16 protein-coding genes are annotated in these 16,434 nt (G+C 40.3%); 8 read left to right on the top strand and 8 right to left on the bottom strand.

Going from position 1 to position 16,434, the window contains the following annotated elements; all coding sequences use genetic code 11:
* Positions 1 to 57 precede the first annotated feature (57 nt).
* The 3 genes from M5X66_RS05980 to M5X66_RS05970 all read left to right on the top strand — a co-directional run bounded on the left by M5X66_RS05980 (position 58) and on the right by M5X66_RS05970 (position 3,090).
* Complete coding sequence (locus tag M5X66_RS05980) at positions 58 to 1,590, top strand: peptide MFS transporter (RefSeq protein WP_036951563.1); 1,533 nt, start codon at positions 58 to 60, stop codon at positions 1,588 to 1,590.
* Between the two features lie 145 nt (positions 1,591 to 1,735).
* A complete protein-coding gene (locus tag M5X66_RS05975) occupies positions 1,736 to 2,542 on the top strand; it encodes a PhzF family phenazine biosynthesis protein (RefSeq protein ID WP_154600303.1) in 807 nt (268 codons plus the stop codon).
* Between the two features lie 140 nt (positions 2,543 to 2,682).
* The gene (locus M5X66_RS05970) at positions 2,683 to 3,090 is read left to right on the top strand and encodes an acyl-CoA thioesterase (protein ID WP_036951567.1); all 408 of its coding nucleotides are present in this window, start codon (positions 2,683 to 2,685) and stop codon (positions 3,088 to 3,090) included.
* 93 nt (positions 3,091 to 3,183) lie between these two features.
* Here the strand turns inward: M5X66_RS05970 and M5X66_RS05965 are convergent, their stop codons facing one another.
* Entirely contained in the window at positions 3,184 to 4,512 is a 1,329-nt protein-coding gene (locus M5X66_RS05965) for an amino acid permease (RefSeq protein WP_036951569.1), read from the bottom strand.
* Between the two features lie 731 nt (positions 4,513 to 5,243).
* Here M5X66_RS05965 and M5X66_RS05960 point away from each other — a divergent pair.
* Both M5X66_RS05960 and M5X66_RS05955 read left to right on the top strand, forming a co-directional pair.
* The gene (locus tag M5X66_RS05960) at positions 5,244 to 5,852 is read left to right on the top strand and encodes a tetratricopeptide repeat protein (protein WP_036951571.1); all 609 of its coding nucleotides are present in this window, start codon (positions 5,244 to 5,246) and stop codon (positions 5,850 to 5,852) included.
* 211 nt (positions 5,853 to 6,063) lie between these two features.
* Positions 6,064 to 6,501 (top strand): universal stress protein, encoded by a 438-nt coding sequence (locus tag M5X66_RS05955; RefSeq protein ID WP_036951577.1) that lies wholly within the window; start codon positions 6,064 to 6,066, stop codon positions 6,499 to 6,501.
* A 224-nt stretch (positions 6,502 to 6,725) separates the two neighbouring features.
* Here M5X66_RS05955 and agp read toward each other — a convergent pair whose 3' ends face one another.
* Positions 6,726 to 7,979 (bottom strand): bifunctional glucose-1-phosphatase/inositol phosphatase, encoded by a 1,254-nt coding sequence (agp, locus tag M5X66_RS05950; RefSeq protein WP_154600304.1) that lies wholly within the window; start codon positions 7,977 to 7,979, stop codon positions 6,726 to 6,728.
* A 237-nt stretch (positions 7,980 to 8,216) separates the two neighbouring features.
* On the opposite strand from agp, the gene M5X66_RS05945 reads away from it, so the two are divergent.
* Positions 8,217 to 8,654 (top strand): GNAT family N-acetyltransferase, encoded by a 438-nt coding sequence (locus M5X66_RS05945; RefSeq protein ID WP_154634008.1) that lies wholly within the window; start codon positions 8,217 to 8,219, stop codon positions 8,652 to 8,654.
* Between the two features lie 10 nt (positions 8,655 to 8,664).
* Here M5X66_RS05945 and M5X66_RS05940 read toward each other — a convergent pair whose 3' ends face one another.
* From M5X66_RS05940 to M5X66_RS05915, 6 genes are all read right to left on the bottom strand, one after another.
* The gene (locus tag M5X66_RS05940) at positions 8,665 to 9,198 is read right to left on the bottom strand and encodes a GNAT family N-acetyltransferase (RefSeq protein ID WP_036951585.1); all 534 of its coding nucleotides are present in this window, start codon (positions 9,196 to 9,198) and stop codon (positions 8,665 to 8,667) included.
* 133 nt (positions 9,199 to 9,331) lie between these two features.
* Positions 9,332 to 9,988 carry a formate dehydrogenase-N subunit gamma gene (gene fdnI, locus M5X66_RS05935; RefSeq protein ID WP_036951972.1) on the bottom strand — a complete coding sequence of 219 codons (657 nt, stop codon included), beginning with the start codon at positions 9,986 to 9,988 and terminating at the stop codon, positions 9,332 to 9,334.
* Positions 9,981 to 10,868 carry a formate dehydrogenase subunit beta gene (fdxH, locus tag M5X66_RS05930; RefSeq protein WP_165906918.1) on the bottom strand — a complete coding sequence of 296 codons (888 nt, stop codon included), beginning with the start codon at positions 10,866 to 10,868 and terminating at the stop codon, positions 9,981 to 9,983. Before fdxH ends, fdnI begins: the two co-directional genes overlap by 8 nt.
* A gap of 11 nt (positions 10,869 to 10,879) precedes the next feature.
* Complete coding sequence (gene fdnG / locus M5X66_RS05925) at positions 10,880 to 13,927, bottom strand: formate dehydrogenase-N subunit alpha (protein WP_154600307.1); 3,048 nt, start codon at positions 13,925 to 13,927, stop codon at positions 10,880 to 10,882.
* A 351-nt stretch (positions 13,928 to 14,278) separates the two neighbouring features.
* Positions 14,279 to 14,602, bottom strand: coding sequence for a YnfA family protein (locus M5X66_RS05920; protein ID WP_036951590.1), 324 nt, complete (start codon positions 14,600 to 14,602; stop codon positions 14,279 to 14,281).
* Between the two features lie 62 nt (positions 14,603 to 14,664).
* Entirely contained in the window at positions 14,665 to 14,931 is a 267-nt protein-coding gene (locus M5X66_RS05915; RefSeq protein WP_036951591.1) for a DUF2798 domain-containing protein, read from the bottom strand.
* A 271-nt stretch (positions 14,932 to 15,202) separates the two neighbouring features.
* Between M5X66_RS05915 and M5X66_RS05910 the strand changes: the two genes are divergently transcribed.
* Positions 15,203 to 15,757, top strand: a complete 555-nt coding sequence (locus tag M5X66_RS05910; protein ID WP_036951593.1) for a dihydrofolate reductase family protein — start codon at positions 15,203 to 15,205, stop codon at positions 15,755 to 15,757.
* On the top strand, positions 15,757 to 16,350 hold the full coding sequence (locus M5X66_RS05905) for a TetR/AcrR family transcriptional regulator (RefSeq protein ID WP_154634434.1): 594 nt from the start codon (positions 15,757 to 15,759) through the stop codon (positions 16,348 to 16,350). Before M5X66_RS05910 ends, M5X66_RS05905 begins: the two co-directional genes overlap by 1 nt.
* Positions 16,351 to 16,434 lie beyond the last annotated feature (84 nt).

Raw genomic sequence — 16,434 nt, 5'->3', positions numbered from 1 at the left:
GCTCCACATTCACAATTCGGCACAACCTCTTAAGTCACAACGTATTGGAGTTCACAGATGAGTCATTCTGCGACTAAAACTAAAACTTTTTTCGGGCATCCTTACCCGTTGAGTTCGCTTTTCCTCACCGAAATGTGGGAACGTTTTTCTTTCTATGGTGTTCGTCCTCTTTTAATCCTCTTTATGAGTGCAACTTTGTTGCAAGGTGGCATGGGGCTGCCGATTGAACAAGCATCTGCTATCGTGGGTATCTTCGCGGGTGGTGTTTATATCACTTCATTACCGGGTGGCTGGCTCGCGGATAACTGGTTAGGTCAGCGTCGTGCCGTTTGGTATGGTTCTTTGATCATTGCATTGGGTCACTTGTCGATTGCGCTGTCTGCATTATTTACCAATACATTCTTCTTCGTGGGACTGCTGTTGATCGTATTAGGTACCGGTTTATTTAAAACCTGTATCACCGTAATGGTTGGAACCCTGTATAAGAAAGAAGATACGCGTCGTGATGGCGGTTTCTCTCTGTTCTACATGGGTATCAATATGGGTTCATTTATTGCCCCATTAATTATCGGCCCATTACATGAAAAATACGGCTGGCATTTAGGTTTCGGTTTAGGTGGTTTGGGTATGTTAGTTGCCCTGCTTATCTTCCGTTTCTACGCGATCCCACAAATGCGTCGTTATGACAAAGAAGTTGGCTTAGATTCCACATGGAATCACCCTACCGTTCAACGTAAAAACGTCGGTAAATGGGTTGCTGTTGCCATGGCTGCACTGGCTGTACTGGTGGTGTTAATCAATAATGGCACTATTCCATTCAACCCTTCAGTAATAGCAAAAAGCTCGGCTTACATTATTTCTACGTGTGTGGGTATCTACTTTATTTTCATGTTCTTCTGTGCAGGTTTAAACAGCAGTGAGCGCTCTCGCTTACTGGCTTGTTTGATTCTGTTAATTGCTGCGGCGTTCTTCTGGTCTGCATTTGAACAAAAGCCAACATCATTTAATATCTTTGCGCGTGACTATACCGATCGCCAATGGGGTAACTTCGAAATCCCAACCATTTGGTTCCAATCAATCAACGCCTTATTTATCATTCTGTTAGCGCCTATTTTCAGCTGGTTCTGGCCTTCTTTGGCTAAGCGTAATCTGAACCCAAGCAGTATGACGAAGTTTGTGATTGGTATCCTGTTCGCTGCGGGTGGTTTTGCGGTCATGATGGTTGCAGCTAACCACGTTCTGGCAACACAAACTGGCGTTTCACCATTCTGGTTAGTCGGCAGTATTTTATTACTAACTTTAGGTGAACTGTGCTTAAGCCCAATTGGCTTGGCAACCATGACATTACTTGCACCACAGAAAATGCGCGGTCAGGTGATGGGATTATGGTTCTGTGCAAGTGCGCTGGGTAACTTAGCAGCAGGTATCATGGGTGGTAATATCCGTAAAGACCAACTGGATTCAATGCCAGACCTGTTCTCCCACGTTTCTATCGCACTGGTTATTTGTGCTGTTGTGCTAGCGGCCCTGATTATTCCTGTCAGAAAAATGCTGCAAAACGCAGATAAAAACGAAGCAAAAGCGAAATAATATTATTCGTTATTAGATAATCGTTGTTGGCGTAATAATCTCAAAAATTATTGCGCCAACCTCTCCTCAATACTGCAAATCTCGTGCTACTCTTCCCTCACTTTTCTAATCATAATGCGTTATTTCCTTTCAAGGATCTTTTACGATGAGCACACTGTCTGTTCCGGTTTATTATGTCGATGCGTTCACTGATACCCTATTTCATGGCAATCCGGCCGCTATCGTTTTACTTGATGAGTGGCTTCCTGATGACAAGCTTATCGCTATCGCCGCCGAAATTAACTTATCTGAAACGGCTTTTCTGGTAGGTGAACATATCCGCTGGTTTACACCGGTGATGGAAGTTAAATTGTGTGGTCATGCTACCCTTGCCGCTTCATATATTTTGAACCAGTTTAAGCAGCACCCAGCAAACCCTATTGTATTTCAGTCCTTATCTGGAGAACTGACGGTTCATAAAAATCAAGAAGGCTTCACATTAGACTTCCCTATTTTAGATTGTGAACCTGCCGATTTAAGCCAATATCCACAATTAAGCGAGATCCTCGGAACCCCTATTTCTGAACTGTATTTAGCCAAAGATCGCTATATCTGTTTTGTTGATTCACCAGAACAAGTGCAGAATTGCCATCCCGATATGTTGCGTCTTGCACAATTACCTTTGCAGGGATTAACCATTACCGCGAAAAGTGCTGATAGCCCAACTCACGACGAACAATGTGACTTTGTCTCTCGCTATTTTGCGCCAGCCAAAGGTGTTAATGAAGATCCCGTCACTGGCACCTCTCACTGTGCGATTGCTCCTCTTTGGGCTAAACGCTTACAGAAAAACCCAGTATTAGGTCACCAAATTTCTGCACGTGGTGGAAAAATACACTGCTTAGTTGAACAAAATCGCGTCAAAATGACGGGAAAAGCAACACTCTTTTTAGCCGGAACGATTCACTTTTGATTAATCACTGTATTTATTTGTGATCAGGATTACACTTATCGGCAACATTAATGATATGTACATTAATGTTCCGGTAAGTAATTATCTTTCCCGGTTCAAGTTTTTAAATAGTGAGAATTCAAAGAAAGTAAGGCTTAAATATGCGTTCCGACGTTGATGATGTAATCAAACAAAAAATTGAACAATCTGTTACCCATGTTTCTAAAGTGGTATTCCCAACCACCACTAACCACCATAGCACTCTGTTCGGTGGGACTGCATTAGCATGGATGGACGAAGTTTCCTTCATTACCGCGACCCGTTTTTGCCGCAAAAGATTGGTAACCGTCTCCACAGAAAAAATCAATTTTACCCACCCTATCCCATCAGGCACCATCGTTGAATTAGTCGGGGAAGTAATCCGAGTTGGTCGCACTAGCCTTACCGTTAATGTCTCTATCTTTTTAGAAGATATGTACGCTGAGGGACGAGAAGAAGTGATCCACGGACAGTTTAATTTCGTGGCTATTGATGAAAATGGCAAACCAACCCCATTATTTGAACAGTAATCACGGATCTCTCTTTACCACCATTCATACTGGTAAATAAAAAATGTGCGCCCGATCATTAAGATAGAGCGCACATTATTCATATTCTCGACATTAAGCGAATGCTAAGAATGGAGAGATACACAGTAAAATTCCGGTAAAAATAATCAGATATAAAGAAATACCTTTATATTTATGCAACATAGGGACTTTATAGACTAAATACGCTGGAATTAAACAACCCACCATCCCGAAAATTGGACTACAGATTGATGTGAAGCTCAGCACTGGTGCGTTCAGGATAATAGCTCCCCATGCTAATAGCACAGCAAAAATCATAATGCCGTTCTTCACCCAATTTTCATTAATACGCTCAACCGGCATAATACGTTGTAATATGTTCATCACAATGCCTTGAGTGGCTTCACGGAAACCTAAATAAACCCCAAAGAATGCGGTCATGACGGCAAAGATATTTAGCATGACGCTGACGACAGTCACCCAACCACCTGGGAAGAATTTCGCTGCGATAGCCAATGCAGAAATATTCTGCTCGTAAGCTTTCACCGCTTCATCGTGCCCCATAGCTAATGTGAATGATACTGCGTAGAAAAAGACGGTACAGAATAAAACAATAAACGCGATATTCATTGCACGCAGAGCTTTATAACGAGCCACTTCACGGTTCACGTTTTGGCTACGGAATGAAATCACCATTGGGCTTAATGTTTGAATAAACAGAATCGATGTTAATGTGAAAGGTAGTGTGATGACTGCCTCTTTGAATAAGCGACCAACAGGCGGCAATGAACCCACATTATATAAGTGCCACATCCCGACCATGGAAATACCCAATGCGGCAACCACAAATAATTTAGTCAGAACCATAAAGCTTGAAAGCTTAAATAGCAGTTTTTCACCGCGAGAAGAAATGGCGACTAAAATACAAATCAGAACCAGACCATACCAAGGACTTTCAGATAATAACCCATCCGTTACACCAAAAGTCTGAAAATATGATGCACTGTCATTCGTGATTGCCGTTGAATAAACAAACATCCAAATTACCAGCATAATAAAATAGAGTGCCCCAAGCAGCATACCCCAGTTTTTACCTAGATATCCGCTGATCACACTTGGATAATCTTTACATTCTGGTGATTCCGCCAGCGTATTAATAAACAGACGCTGAAACAAATACATTGCAGGATAACCGACAACGGATGATAGCAAAAATACCCATAAACCCATCAAGCCAACTTGTACGGGGAGAAAAACAATCCCCGCACCAATCGCCATCCCGATACTCATAATCACCCAACCAACATCTGTGCCATCAAACTTAGTGGCAGCACGCCATTGTTCTTGTGTCATGCCTGCACGAGAAGCCGCCGTAGAAGCTTTTCCATCATCGACATTATCTATTGTAGGGATCGTAGCCATAATTACTCACTTAATATTGTTGAACTCTTAAAAGAGAATTTTTTTTGTTTTAGATGCGACTTAAGTGGTTATTTCTTTCAATAACCTTAATTATTTGCAGGCTATTATAATGATTCCATCATAGAGGATATGTGAGAGAAAAATTATCTCTTTATTAACCTATAAAACCCCCAATAAAGAGAATATTTTTCTCTAAAAAGAGCAATCCGACGTAAATATCTCTATCTATCGACGGAAATAATCCCTATTAATTGTTTTTAGACGCGATAATTATAACCCTTTGTTTTTAAAGGTGTTAGTCTTTTAATAACCCATAAGTGATTATTAACAATTCCAACAATTATCCTTTTATTTCGTGCTAAACATCACAAGACACCATGATAACCACTACTATTCTTTGCAATAGTTCCGTATTTTGTATTTCTATTGTTAATTTTCGATATAAATAACTAGTTCGTTATTAGGAGTAATATTTAATTTTTACTCATTTATCGCGTCAAAGAGAATCACCGCGGGCTTATAATGAAGAAAAATATTTTGAATATTCACCCCTGAGGAGTAAAAGGCTCGTTTACTCTGTATTTTTGATGGGGCGTTGATATTTATAAATTATAGAAGTAGAGTATTTGATGCGTTGATGGTTATATCCTGTAATTAATAACTGTTAACACCGTTTCGAGTTTATCTTGAAATAAGGATATTCATAGCCAACTTAAGATACGGAAAGCCTTATGTTACGATTATTGACCTTTATTTCTTTATTTATATTTTCAACAAATTTAACTTTTGCAGCTCCTGTTCCTCCTGAAGTCATTAAGCAAATTGAACAACAAGCACAAAAAGGGGATGTGAAAGCTCAAGTTATGCTAGGCATTGGTTACTATGTTGGTAACGAAATTAAGCAAGATTATCCGAAAGCAAAGAAATGGCTTACGATGGCTGCCAATAAAGGCAATGCGGACGCTCAACTATTCCTAGGTGATATGTATCTTAATGGTAATGGCGTTCAATCTGATTTTGAAACAGCTTATGGTTGGATTGAGAAATCGGCGAATAAGGGAAATCCTGAAGCCATAAACTATATGGGTCAATTCTATTACCAAGGTGCTGGCGTAAAACAAAATTATCTCGTGGCTTTTGAGTGGTTCCAAAAAGCAGCCGATAAAAAATTTCCACCTGCTGAATATCAATTAGGAAAAATGCTACAAAATGGTGAGGGAACTGAGTTTAATGAAAAACTCGGCGCTGAATATATTAGTAAAGCGTGTAAAGGCGGATTAAAACCAGCCTGCCCAGAACCAGAAAAAGAAACCATAAAACCTAAAACGACTAAAAAATAATATTCTATTTGAATGCGGTAATACTCCCCTCATGTATTGCCGTTTTTTTATTGTCATTATTTTTATTATCCATTTTTTTATTCCCGCCAATTGCGTACTCCCGCTCACATCATTTTTAACCCAATTCAGTTAATATTAATTTATTAACAATCAATATGAAAAATGGTTAAAATGTTCTAAACTTATAATATAAAAGAAAAAAGGAGATATTATGTACAATACAATTTTAGTTCCTATTGATGTTACCGAAGACGACCTCACCAAAATGTTAGTTCCGCATGTTAATGCCATGCAAAAACTAAACAATTCTACCGTTCATTTTTTAGCTGTGACTGCACCAATTTCCAATTATTTACGCTATGGCGGCACTATTTTGCCAGGTGACTTCCCGGATGATCAAAAACAAGCTGATATCATTCTGAAAGAGCTACAAGAGAAAGTTAAACTGTTCTCTATCCCTGCAGATAAAGTGCAAGTAAAAGCGGTTGTAGGTTCAGTTAAAGATGAAATTTTGGCAACAGCTGAAGATATTAAAGCCGATGTGATTTTACTGGGCTCACGTCGCCCAAGTATGTCTACCTACTTATTAGGCTCCAATGCGGCTTCAGTTGTACGTTATGCGAAAACGAGCGTATTAGTGGTTCGCTAATCCATACGAAGGGTTAATAACCGCAGAAAGCTCTATTTTAACTCGTCGAATGGTTAGGGTTAAAGTTTGTTACACTAAAGGGCAATTCCATACAATTTATAAGCCCATTTATTCGACATTTAAGGTAAATTAGAGGCTCATAAACATTTTCGTGACTATTTCACACCCTGCTCCTCAGAGCAGGGTTTTTTATGCCTCATCCAGGCATTATTGACAGTTAGATATCACTGTTTCAACGCCGATTTCATCACATTTTCAAAATCTTCCCATGAACAATACCCATTTTTATCTATCGGGCAATTTTTCAATTCAAGGGTAACGTGTTTTGGCGGCGTTGCTAAAGAGAGATAAGCATTGTCTCGCAACTGATCTGCAGTTTGATACACATACTCAATCTTCACATAGTCCTTTGTCTCTTTTTTATCTGTCCAACGCTGGAATACCAATTTACCGCCAATCGGTGTGTGCTCATATTGATCAGGTAATTGGTACGGTTTGAAATCCATCGCAGATAATACTGAAGCAATATTTGAATCATGTCCCACTAAGAAAATGAATTTAGCCGTTTCGCCTTTATTGACAGAAACAAAGCCTTTATCCATATAACTCAGAATTGGATGTGCCACATTTTTTGCGATGATTTTCGGTGTAAATAACGTTTCTTGATAAGCATTTTTTAAAGTATTCAGCTTTTGCCATTTTTCATCACTATTGACCATTCCCCATGCTACATCTTTTTCAGGGAAGCCTTCATAATATTGCAGGTCAATTGCATCGACGGCAGAGTTCGCCATCTTCAACGGTCCACTCACACCCGGTTCTTTATCTGCTTCAATGATAAAACTGTTCTTTGGTGTGGCTAAATTACACAGTTTATCCGTCGCGCACTTCTTCGAATCTTTAATATTGAGAACATTGTCCAGCTCATCATAACCTGGCTTCAAGTTTAACCCTTTAAGGTGGGACTCCATCGCTTCAAGTGCTTGTTTTTTAAATTCAGGGGAGCTATTCGTAATGATAGGATTAAACACGGGATCCATCGTACCAATTTCCGGTTTATGATGGATATTCACTTTACAACCAGGGAATGCCCCCGCAGTAAAGAACTGCGCAGTTGCAATCGTTCGCTGTAGGCTATTCGTGTAAATATAGATATCATCGCTGCTGGTTGGACATAATTCATTCACAAATAATTTATTGCTATCGAGCCACTCTCTAAAATAGTGCCCCATATACACTTCGAGCGCCCCGCCCTTTGTCGTTAAATAGCCACTTTCTGCATCCCATGCTGGCCACTTTTTATCGGTTATTTCTGTCAGGATCCCTGTATTAACAATAGGAGTACGTAAATTATGACGGCTTAGAACTAAAACTTGGTCTAATTCCATATTTTGTGCATTATCTGTACTTGCCAGAGCGGGGGCTATTGGTGCTAATAACGCCGCCGATAAACACACTGTTAGCATTTTATATTTCATCAGCATACTCCTACCATAGTTTTTAAATTGATTAACATAATCAAACAATAAACACTGCAATAAAATAAAGTATAGTGCTTATATGAATTTCGGAAACATATCCTCTAATAATGAAGCAGTTATCTTTTTTTTCTGCGATTAATATCCCAAAAATGCTCCTTAACTAAAATAACCATCAAATATTGACATTAACTAGCCATAATTTAAGATGAATTTTCACTATAAGGATAAAATGCAATGAATATTCAGCCCGCCACTGTCGAACATTACGATGAGATCATTCATCTTTGGGAGGCTTCTGTAAGAGCAACTCATGATTTTCTGCCAGAAAAGAACATAGAAATGCTAAAAACACCCATTAGGGAACAATACTTACCTAATTTGTCTGTTTTTGTGACTTTTGATCCTAACGGCAAAATAGCGGGCTTTTTAGGTACTGGTGAGAATCGTCTAGAAATGTTGTTTATTTCCCCCCTTGCAAGAGGGACAGGCATTGGTAAACAACTCCTGAATTACGCCATTAAACACTTAGATATTAATGAAGTCGATGTGAATGAGCAAAATTCGCAAGCAGTTGGTTTCTATCAACACATGGGATTTGTTCAATATGCTCGTTCCGAACTTGATGGGGAAGGAAATCCGTTTCCTTTACTGCATATGCGATTAACCAAATAACGACAGATTATTATAGATAGTGGCTATTCATCACTGTATTCACCAGAAAGTGATTAAATACGTCATACTGACTCAACGTAAAAGGCGTATTTAAGCTTAAAATTTCCAGCTTATGAGGCGCATACTGGGCGTTATAGCATGGATGGTGATGGACATAGTCATTTCTGACAAAGCCAGTTTTTTCATAGAAATGAAGACGTTTTCTTGCAACTTCATCGACTAATGGGTCTATCTCCAACACTATCTGTGGGTACAACTGGCACAGTGCGGTCAACGATTTTTGGCCGTAACCTGACCCACGAATATGTTGGTCAATCGCAAAATGTTCAATATAGAAAAAGGCATCAATAACCCACCCACCGATAAATCCAACAAACTGATTATTGTCTGTAATTTTATATAAATAATATTGCTCTAGAGGGAGTAATGCCGCTCGCCCTGCATAAGAACGTTTTTCATGGTCAGGAAATGAAATATCGTATAGCGCATTAATTAATTCATTATCGTGTTTATCATTTGCAGAAATTCTTACCAGCTCAACCATTTCCCCTCCTAAATGACTCAATACAATCAACCTCAAATAAGACATTCTTTAAACATAAAAAAGCCACTGTCATTGTGTAACCTTCTCGGTAACGTCAACAACAGTGGCTTATATTACTTAATTGACAGCGAAATTACTGGCTTTTTTCAGCTTCCGCTTTGGCTTCTTTCGCTTCAACATCGCGATACCAACGTGGGTGATGTTTCTTCGCCCAGCGACGGCTAACTTTACCTTCAATCATGCCGTTGATAGATCCTTTAACCCAAAATGCCATATACATGTGGATTAAAATTGCATGGATCAGAATAATTGCCGCTAATGCATGAATCAAAATACTCCAACGCACCATCCAGATTGGGAATAAATGCGCGAAATAAGGTCGCCACATGATAATTCCGGTAACCAAAAGTACAAAAATCATACTCATGATACTCCAGAACATCATTTTTTGACCGGCGTTGTATTTGCCCACATCAGCCACTTTATGTTCGTTACCTTTGAGAACTTGCACAATATTCAGTAGCCAAGGAATATCTTTTCTATCTGGGATATTGTGTTTTACAAAGCGCACAAACATAAACATCAGCACGACGAAAATAAGCACACCGAAGAAAGGATGCAAAATTCGTCCCATCTGTGGCGTACCGAAAGTTTCAGTCAGCCACTTCAAGGTTGGGAAAAACAGTGCAATACCCGACAATGCGACTAAGAAGAAGCTGATAACCACTGTCCAGTGGCACGCTCGGTCAATAAATTTAGTCCGAACGATCATTTTGCTCTTTTTACTCATGGTCATCTTTCTCCTCTTCATCATCCACTTCTTTATTTGGACCAATACCCACATAGTGGAAAATCAGCCCTGCAAATGTGGCGATAAAGCCCGCTACCGATAATGGTTTCAGGATGCTTTGCCATAGATTAATTGGTGTATCAATCTGTGGGTCTTTTGGTAATCCATGATAAAGCTCAGGTTTATCCGCATGATGTAGCACGTACACCACATGAGTTCCCCCAACACCTTCAGGATCATAAATGCCAGCTTGGGCATAACCCCGTTTTTGCAGTTTTTCAACACGCTCCGCGCCGTATTCCAGCATTTCGTTTTTAGTACCAAAACGAATAGCACCTGTCGGGCAAGTTTTCACGCAAGCCGGTTCTTGCCCCACGGCAACACGGTCAACACATAATGTACATTTGTACACACGATTATCTTTTGGATTTAATCGAGGAATGTTGAACGGGCAACCCGCGATACAGTAACCACAACCAATACAGTGTTCCGATTGGAAATCCACAATACCGTTAGCATATTGAATAATCGCACCCGCAGATGGGCATGACTTCAAGCAACCTGGATCGGTACAGTGCATACAGCCATCCTTACGGATAAGCCATTCCAATTTGCCTTGCTCACTGACTTCGCTAAAACGCATCACCGTCCAAGATTTGGCACTTAAATCGGTTGGGTTATCGTAAACCCCAACGCAGTGTCCTACCTCATCACGGATATCATTCCATTCTGAACATGCCACCTGACAGGCTTTACAGCCGATACAGGATGACACGTCAATCAGTTTGCAGACTTCAAATTTATCGTCACGCGCCTGTGGTGGAGGCGTAATGCTATTGGTCGCGGAACGTTTAATAATGTCTTGAGATTGCATGGACATAGTTCCCTCCCTTACGCCTTCTCAATGTTAACTAAAAACGCTTTATACTCAGGAGTCTGAGAGTTAGCGTCCCCCACAGATGGCGTTAACGTGTTGGTAATAAAGCCTTTTTGCGTTTCACCCTCAAAGCCCCAGTGAATAGGTAGACCCACTGTTTCAATCGGTTTACCGTCAACCATCAGGGTTTGCAGACGTGGTGTTACCACGGCAATCGCTTTAATAAAGCCGCGTTTACTGCTGACTTTAACCTTATCACCCAAAACGATACCTTTGGCTTTGGCTAAGGTTTCACTGATTTCCACAAACTGCTCTGGCTGAGCAATGGCGTTTAAGCGCGCATGCTTGGTCCAAGTATGGAAATGCTCCGTTAAGCGATAAGTGGTTCCGACATACGGGAATTCCTTATGATCTCCAAGACGTTTCTTGTCATCTTCAAAAATTCGCGCAGCAGGGTTAGAGACCACATTTGGATGCAATGGGTTAGTTCCCAATGGCGTTTCAAATGGCTCGTAGTGCTCAGGGAATGGACCTTCTGCCATCTTATCAATCGCAAACAGACGACCTAAACCTTCTGGCTGCATAATAAATGGCCCAGTACCGACTTCTGGTGCCGATGCGTTAAAGTCAGGAACATCGTTTCCGACCCACTTCTTACCGTTCCACTCAATCAGAACCAGATCTTTATTCCATGGCTTACCTTTGGTATCACAAGAGGCACGGTTATAGATAACGCGGCGGTTTAATGGCCATGCCCATGCCCAACCCAATGTATTACCAATGCCGGATGGGTCGCTGTTATCGCGATTCGCCATCTGATTGCCTTTTTCGGTCCAACTACCCGTGTAGATCCAGCAAGAAGATGCCGTTGAACCATCCGCGCGTAGCAGAGCGAATGAATTCAGAAGCTCGCCTTTTTTCGCTTGTAAGTTGCCATCAGCATCATATAAGTCGACCAGTGCAACCCCGTTGTTCTCTTTCGCCACTTCTTCCGATTCAGGATGGAATTGACGTTTATAATCCCAACGCATTTGCAGCAATGGTTCGCGACCTTTACCACCTTCTTGTTCATACATCTCACGGATTTTGTGCAAAATACCCGTTAAGATCTGACCATCGTTACGCGCTTCACCCGGGGCGTCCGCCGCTTTCCAGTGCCACTGTAACCAGCGACCGGAGTTAGCAATGGAGCCATCTTCTTCCGCAAAGCAGGTTGAAGGCAGACGGAAAACTTCCGTTTGAATGGAAGCAGGATCAACGTCGTTCATTTCGCCGTGGTTCTGCCAGAAGTTCGCTGTTTCGGTGGTTAATGGGTCAACCACGATTAAATATTTCAGCTTACTTAAGCAGCTAACCACTTTGTTTTTATCTGGGAACGAGGCAACTGGGTTAAAGCCTTGGCAGATGTAGCCGTTGACTTTATCTTTGCTCATCATGTCAAAATACTTCATAACATCATAAGCTTGATCCCATTTAGGTAACCAATCAAAGCCCCATTGGTTCTCTGGTTGAGCCGCATCACCGTAGAATGATTTCATCAAGCTGACGAAGAATTTCGGATAGTTGCTCCAGTAGTTAACCTGATTGGGTAATGTAGCTTTTGGCGTATTCGCGGCTAAATAGCTATCAACATCTAACTGTTTTTCTGATGGCAGCGTTAAATAGCCCGGAAGGCTCGTCGATAGCAGACCTAAATCTGTTAAGCCTTGAATGTTTGAGTGTCCACGTAGCGCATTCACCCCACCACCACAAATCCCCATGTTGCCTAAAAGCAACTGGATCATCGCCATGGTACGGATGTTTTGCGCGCCCACTGTATGCTGAGTCCAACCTAATGCGTACAGGAATGTCCCCGCTTTATCTGCGGCGCTCGTGGTTGCCAGAATTTCACACACTTTTAAGAAGTCTGCTTGTGATGTACCACAGATCCGTTCAACCATTTCAGGGGTATAGCGGGAAACGTGTTTTCTTAGCAGATTCCAAACACAGCGCGGATCTTGCAGCGTGTCATCACGTAATGCATGACCATTCTCATCAAACTTATAGTTCCAACTGGTTTTGTCATAACGACCTTTTTCAGCGTCATAGCCACTGAATAAGCCATCGTTAAAGTCAAAATCATCTCTAACAATCAAAGATGCGTTGGTATAGTTCTGAACGTATTCTGAATTTATTTTATTATTTTCAATAAGATAAAGTAGAACACCAGAAAGGAAGGTAATATCCGTTCCTGAACGAATTGGCACGTAATGATCGGCCACCGATGCGGTACGCGTGAAGCGCGGGTCTACCACAATCAAGGTTGCATCATTATTGTTTTTCGCTTCAATCGCCCAACGGAATCCGACAGGGTGAGCTTCAGCGGCGTTACCGCCCATCACCACAATCACATTGGCGTTTTTAATATCAACCCAGTGGTTGGTCATCGCACCGCGACCAAATGTTGGAGCAAGACTTGCTACCGTTGGTCCGTGTCAGACACGCGCTTGGTTGTCGACCGCTAACATACCGAGCGATCGTGCGAATTTTTGGGTTAACATCCCCGTTTCATTGCTAGCCGCAGAGGCGCAAAGCATCCCTGTTGATAACCAGCGATTGACAGTGGCACCTTGTTCATTTTTTTCAATAAAGTTGGCATCACGGTCATCTTTCATTAAGCGGGCAATGCGCGTAAAAGCATCGTCCCAGCTAATGCGTTCCCATTTATTCGAGCCTGGTGCGCGATATTCAGGATAACGTAAACGACTGTCACTACGAATGTAATCCAGTAACCCCGCTCCTTTCGGACACAGAGCACCGCGATTCACTGGATGATCGGCATCACCCTCGACGTGGAAGATGGCAGAGCGAGCATTCATTGCCCCATCACCCATACTATAAATCAGCAATCCACAACCCACGGAACAATAGGTACAAGTATTACGCGTTTCTTTCGAACGCAATAATTTATTTTCACGTACATTAGCCATTGCCATTCCTGGCATAAAACCTAACGCAGCTACAGTTGTACCTGCCATCCCGCCGGCGCAGATTTTAAAAAACTTTCTGCGACTGACGTTCATTATTAACCTCTTTTTATTTTTGTATATTCGCGGGAGAGAATATCAGTCACTTGTAATTAGATATTGCCTAAAATCAATGAAAGTGAAAATAAAGGTTAATTAATGTCATTTAGGTAGTTAATTAGCCATTAAAAATACCACTTAATGGGTAATTATTGTTAAATTGATTTGGATCAATTAGATAAATTATTTGAATTAAGTAACAAATTAAGTTAAATAAAGATAATGCAAATGAATTTTAATTAGATTAGAAAATGTTTTCTATATTGTGGTTTATACCTACATTAAAATAGATAACCAATCCATATATTAAGCTAGATATTTAAAATTAACTTAATATATGGATAATTATTATTTCCAACCGCTAATAATAATACCTGCACCAAGTAAAACCACCAGCGCACCAATCCAATCTGTAGCGGCAAGGGAAACACCATCAACGACTTTTAGCCAGATCAATGCCGTCACAATATAAATGCCTCCATAGGTTGCATAAATACGTCCGCTGGCTTCAGGGTGTAACGTTAACAACCAAACAAACAGCATTAAACTGAGTACGGTGGGTACTAACAGCCAAATACTTCCCTGTTTTTTCATCCATAAATAAGGGAAGTAGCAACCTAAAATTTCTGCTATCGCAGTTAAAAAAAATAATCCAATAATTTTTAATGACATAAAAATATTTTCTTCTCAATAAAATCACTATTTATGCCACCTAATAATAGGTGGCATATTGTTTAAGCTTGCTTAACAAATAGCAGAGATACACGTCTTGCAATAGGCAAAACAAATAATACTGTTGGGAATGCAATCATCCATGAAATAGCCCATGAACTAATCCAAGGCTCATAAATTTCGGAGGTGAATCCTAGCGCACGAAGAGTACTTATTAGTGAAACAATACCGCTCATCACCAAAGATAAAAAGAAAGGCACCAGAAAAAATAGGGCTCTCATCGGAAGTTTAGGTATACCTAATACATAATTACGGTCTTGATATGACATACAGTCTCCATTAATCAGCGGATACACAACAGCATATAACTGTTGGTACAACAAAGTTATATGCGTTGATTAACGTAAACGCTTACGAGTCTTAGAGACCAATTGAGAATCATTCTAATCTTTAGATATACTTTGTCAATATACCTTTTTACACCTGCCCTAATCCATTTTATGCAGATTATCCTGATAAGGAATTAAGCACTTCACTATTGCAAATTCTACCTATCCATTTATTATACGCCGTATAATAAATTAGAGCGAGAATACAGTGATGACGACTGGACATGTATTTATTGCAACCAGCATTGATGGCTTTATAGCCCGTGAAAACGGCGATATCAGCTGGTTACTTCAATTAGATTCAACCGGTGAAGATCACGGTTATGATGCATTTATTGCCAATATTGATGTGATTATTATGGGTAGAGGTACCTATGAGACAATAAAACATGTTCAACCTTGGTTTTATAATCGTCCGGTCATTGTGCTATCAAAAGTACTCGCTCAAGAAACTATCCCTGAAGAATTAATAGGAAAAGTACGCTTCATTGACCTATCCCCTAAAGAAGTCATGCAGATGCTAAAAGTAGAGGGATATCATCATGCCTATATTGATGGCGGGAAAGTAGTTCAATCTTTTATTTCTGAAGGCTTGATTCATGATCTTATCATCACTCGAATCCCCATTTTATTAGGTTCTGGTCGCCCATTGTTTGGTAAAATTCCTAACGATATTCACTTATACCATACACAAACTAAAACCTTTAATTCTGGATTTATCCAATCCCACTATGAAATAAAACAATCCTCGGATGAAGGCGAATAATGATGGATAAAGCATTGGTAGCAATAACACGAACGGTAGGACGCCCAAATAAGAAACAACCAAAAATATCAGCGGAGGCAATTGTCAGTGCAGCAATAATATTTATTGATTCCCATGGATTCTCAGCACTCAGTATGCGAGCGCTCGCTAAAGAAATGGGCATTAACCCCATGACAATTTATTACTATTTTGAAGACAAAGAGTGTTTAGTCAAATCGATTGCTAACCATGTTTACGCTAAGGTAATGCCTTGTTTATCGAGAACACCCATCGAACAAATCAAGCACCTCTTAACTGAATACCGAGAATGTATTGTTCGTTACCCTGAATTAACGTTATCAATATTTAATCACCCAAATGCGTTTCCTGAAGAGGCACAGCGGATAACCAATACTCTAATCGAGCTTGCGATAGAATTAAAATACTCTTTAGAGCAAGCCACGCTCTGGATACATATTTTAATTGATTTTACTCATGGCGCTGCACTCGCTGTATCAAATAGGAACAATATGGATAATTACGTCAGCGATATAAATTATTACCACCAAAGTATTGATGCTTTATTATATAATTTAAATAATGACTATATTTAATAACATAGCTAAGATACTAAACAACGGTTTTGAATAATATTATTTATTAGTTAGTTAAATAATTTATTCCCATTTCAATTAACG

This window comes from Providencia sp. PROV188 (genome assembly GCF_027595165.1).
Classification (GTDB): Bacteria; Pseudomonadota; Gammaproteobacteria; order Enterobacterales; family Enterobacteriaceae; genus Providencia; species Providencia lanzhouensis.
This window is presented reverse-complemented; position numbering and strand designations above follow the sequence as displayed.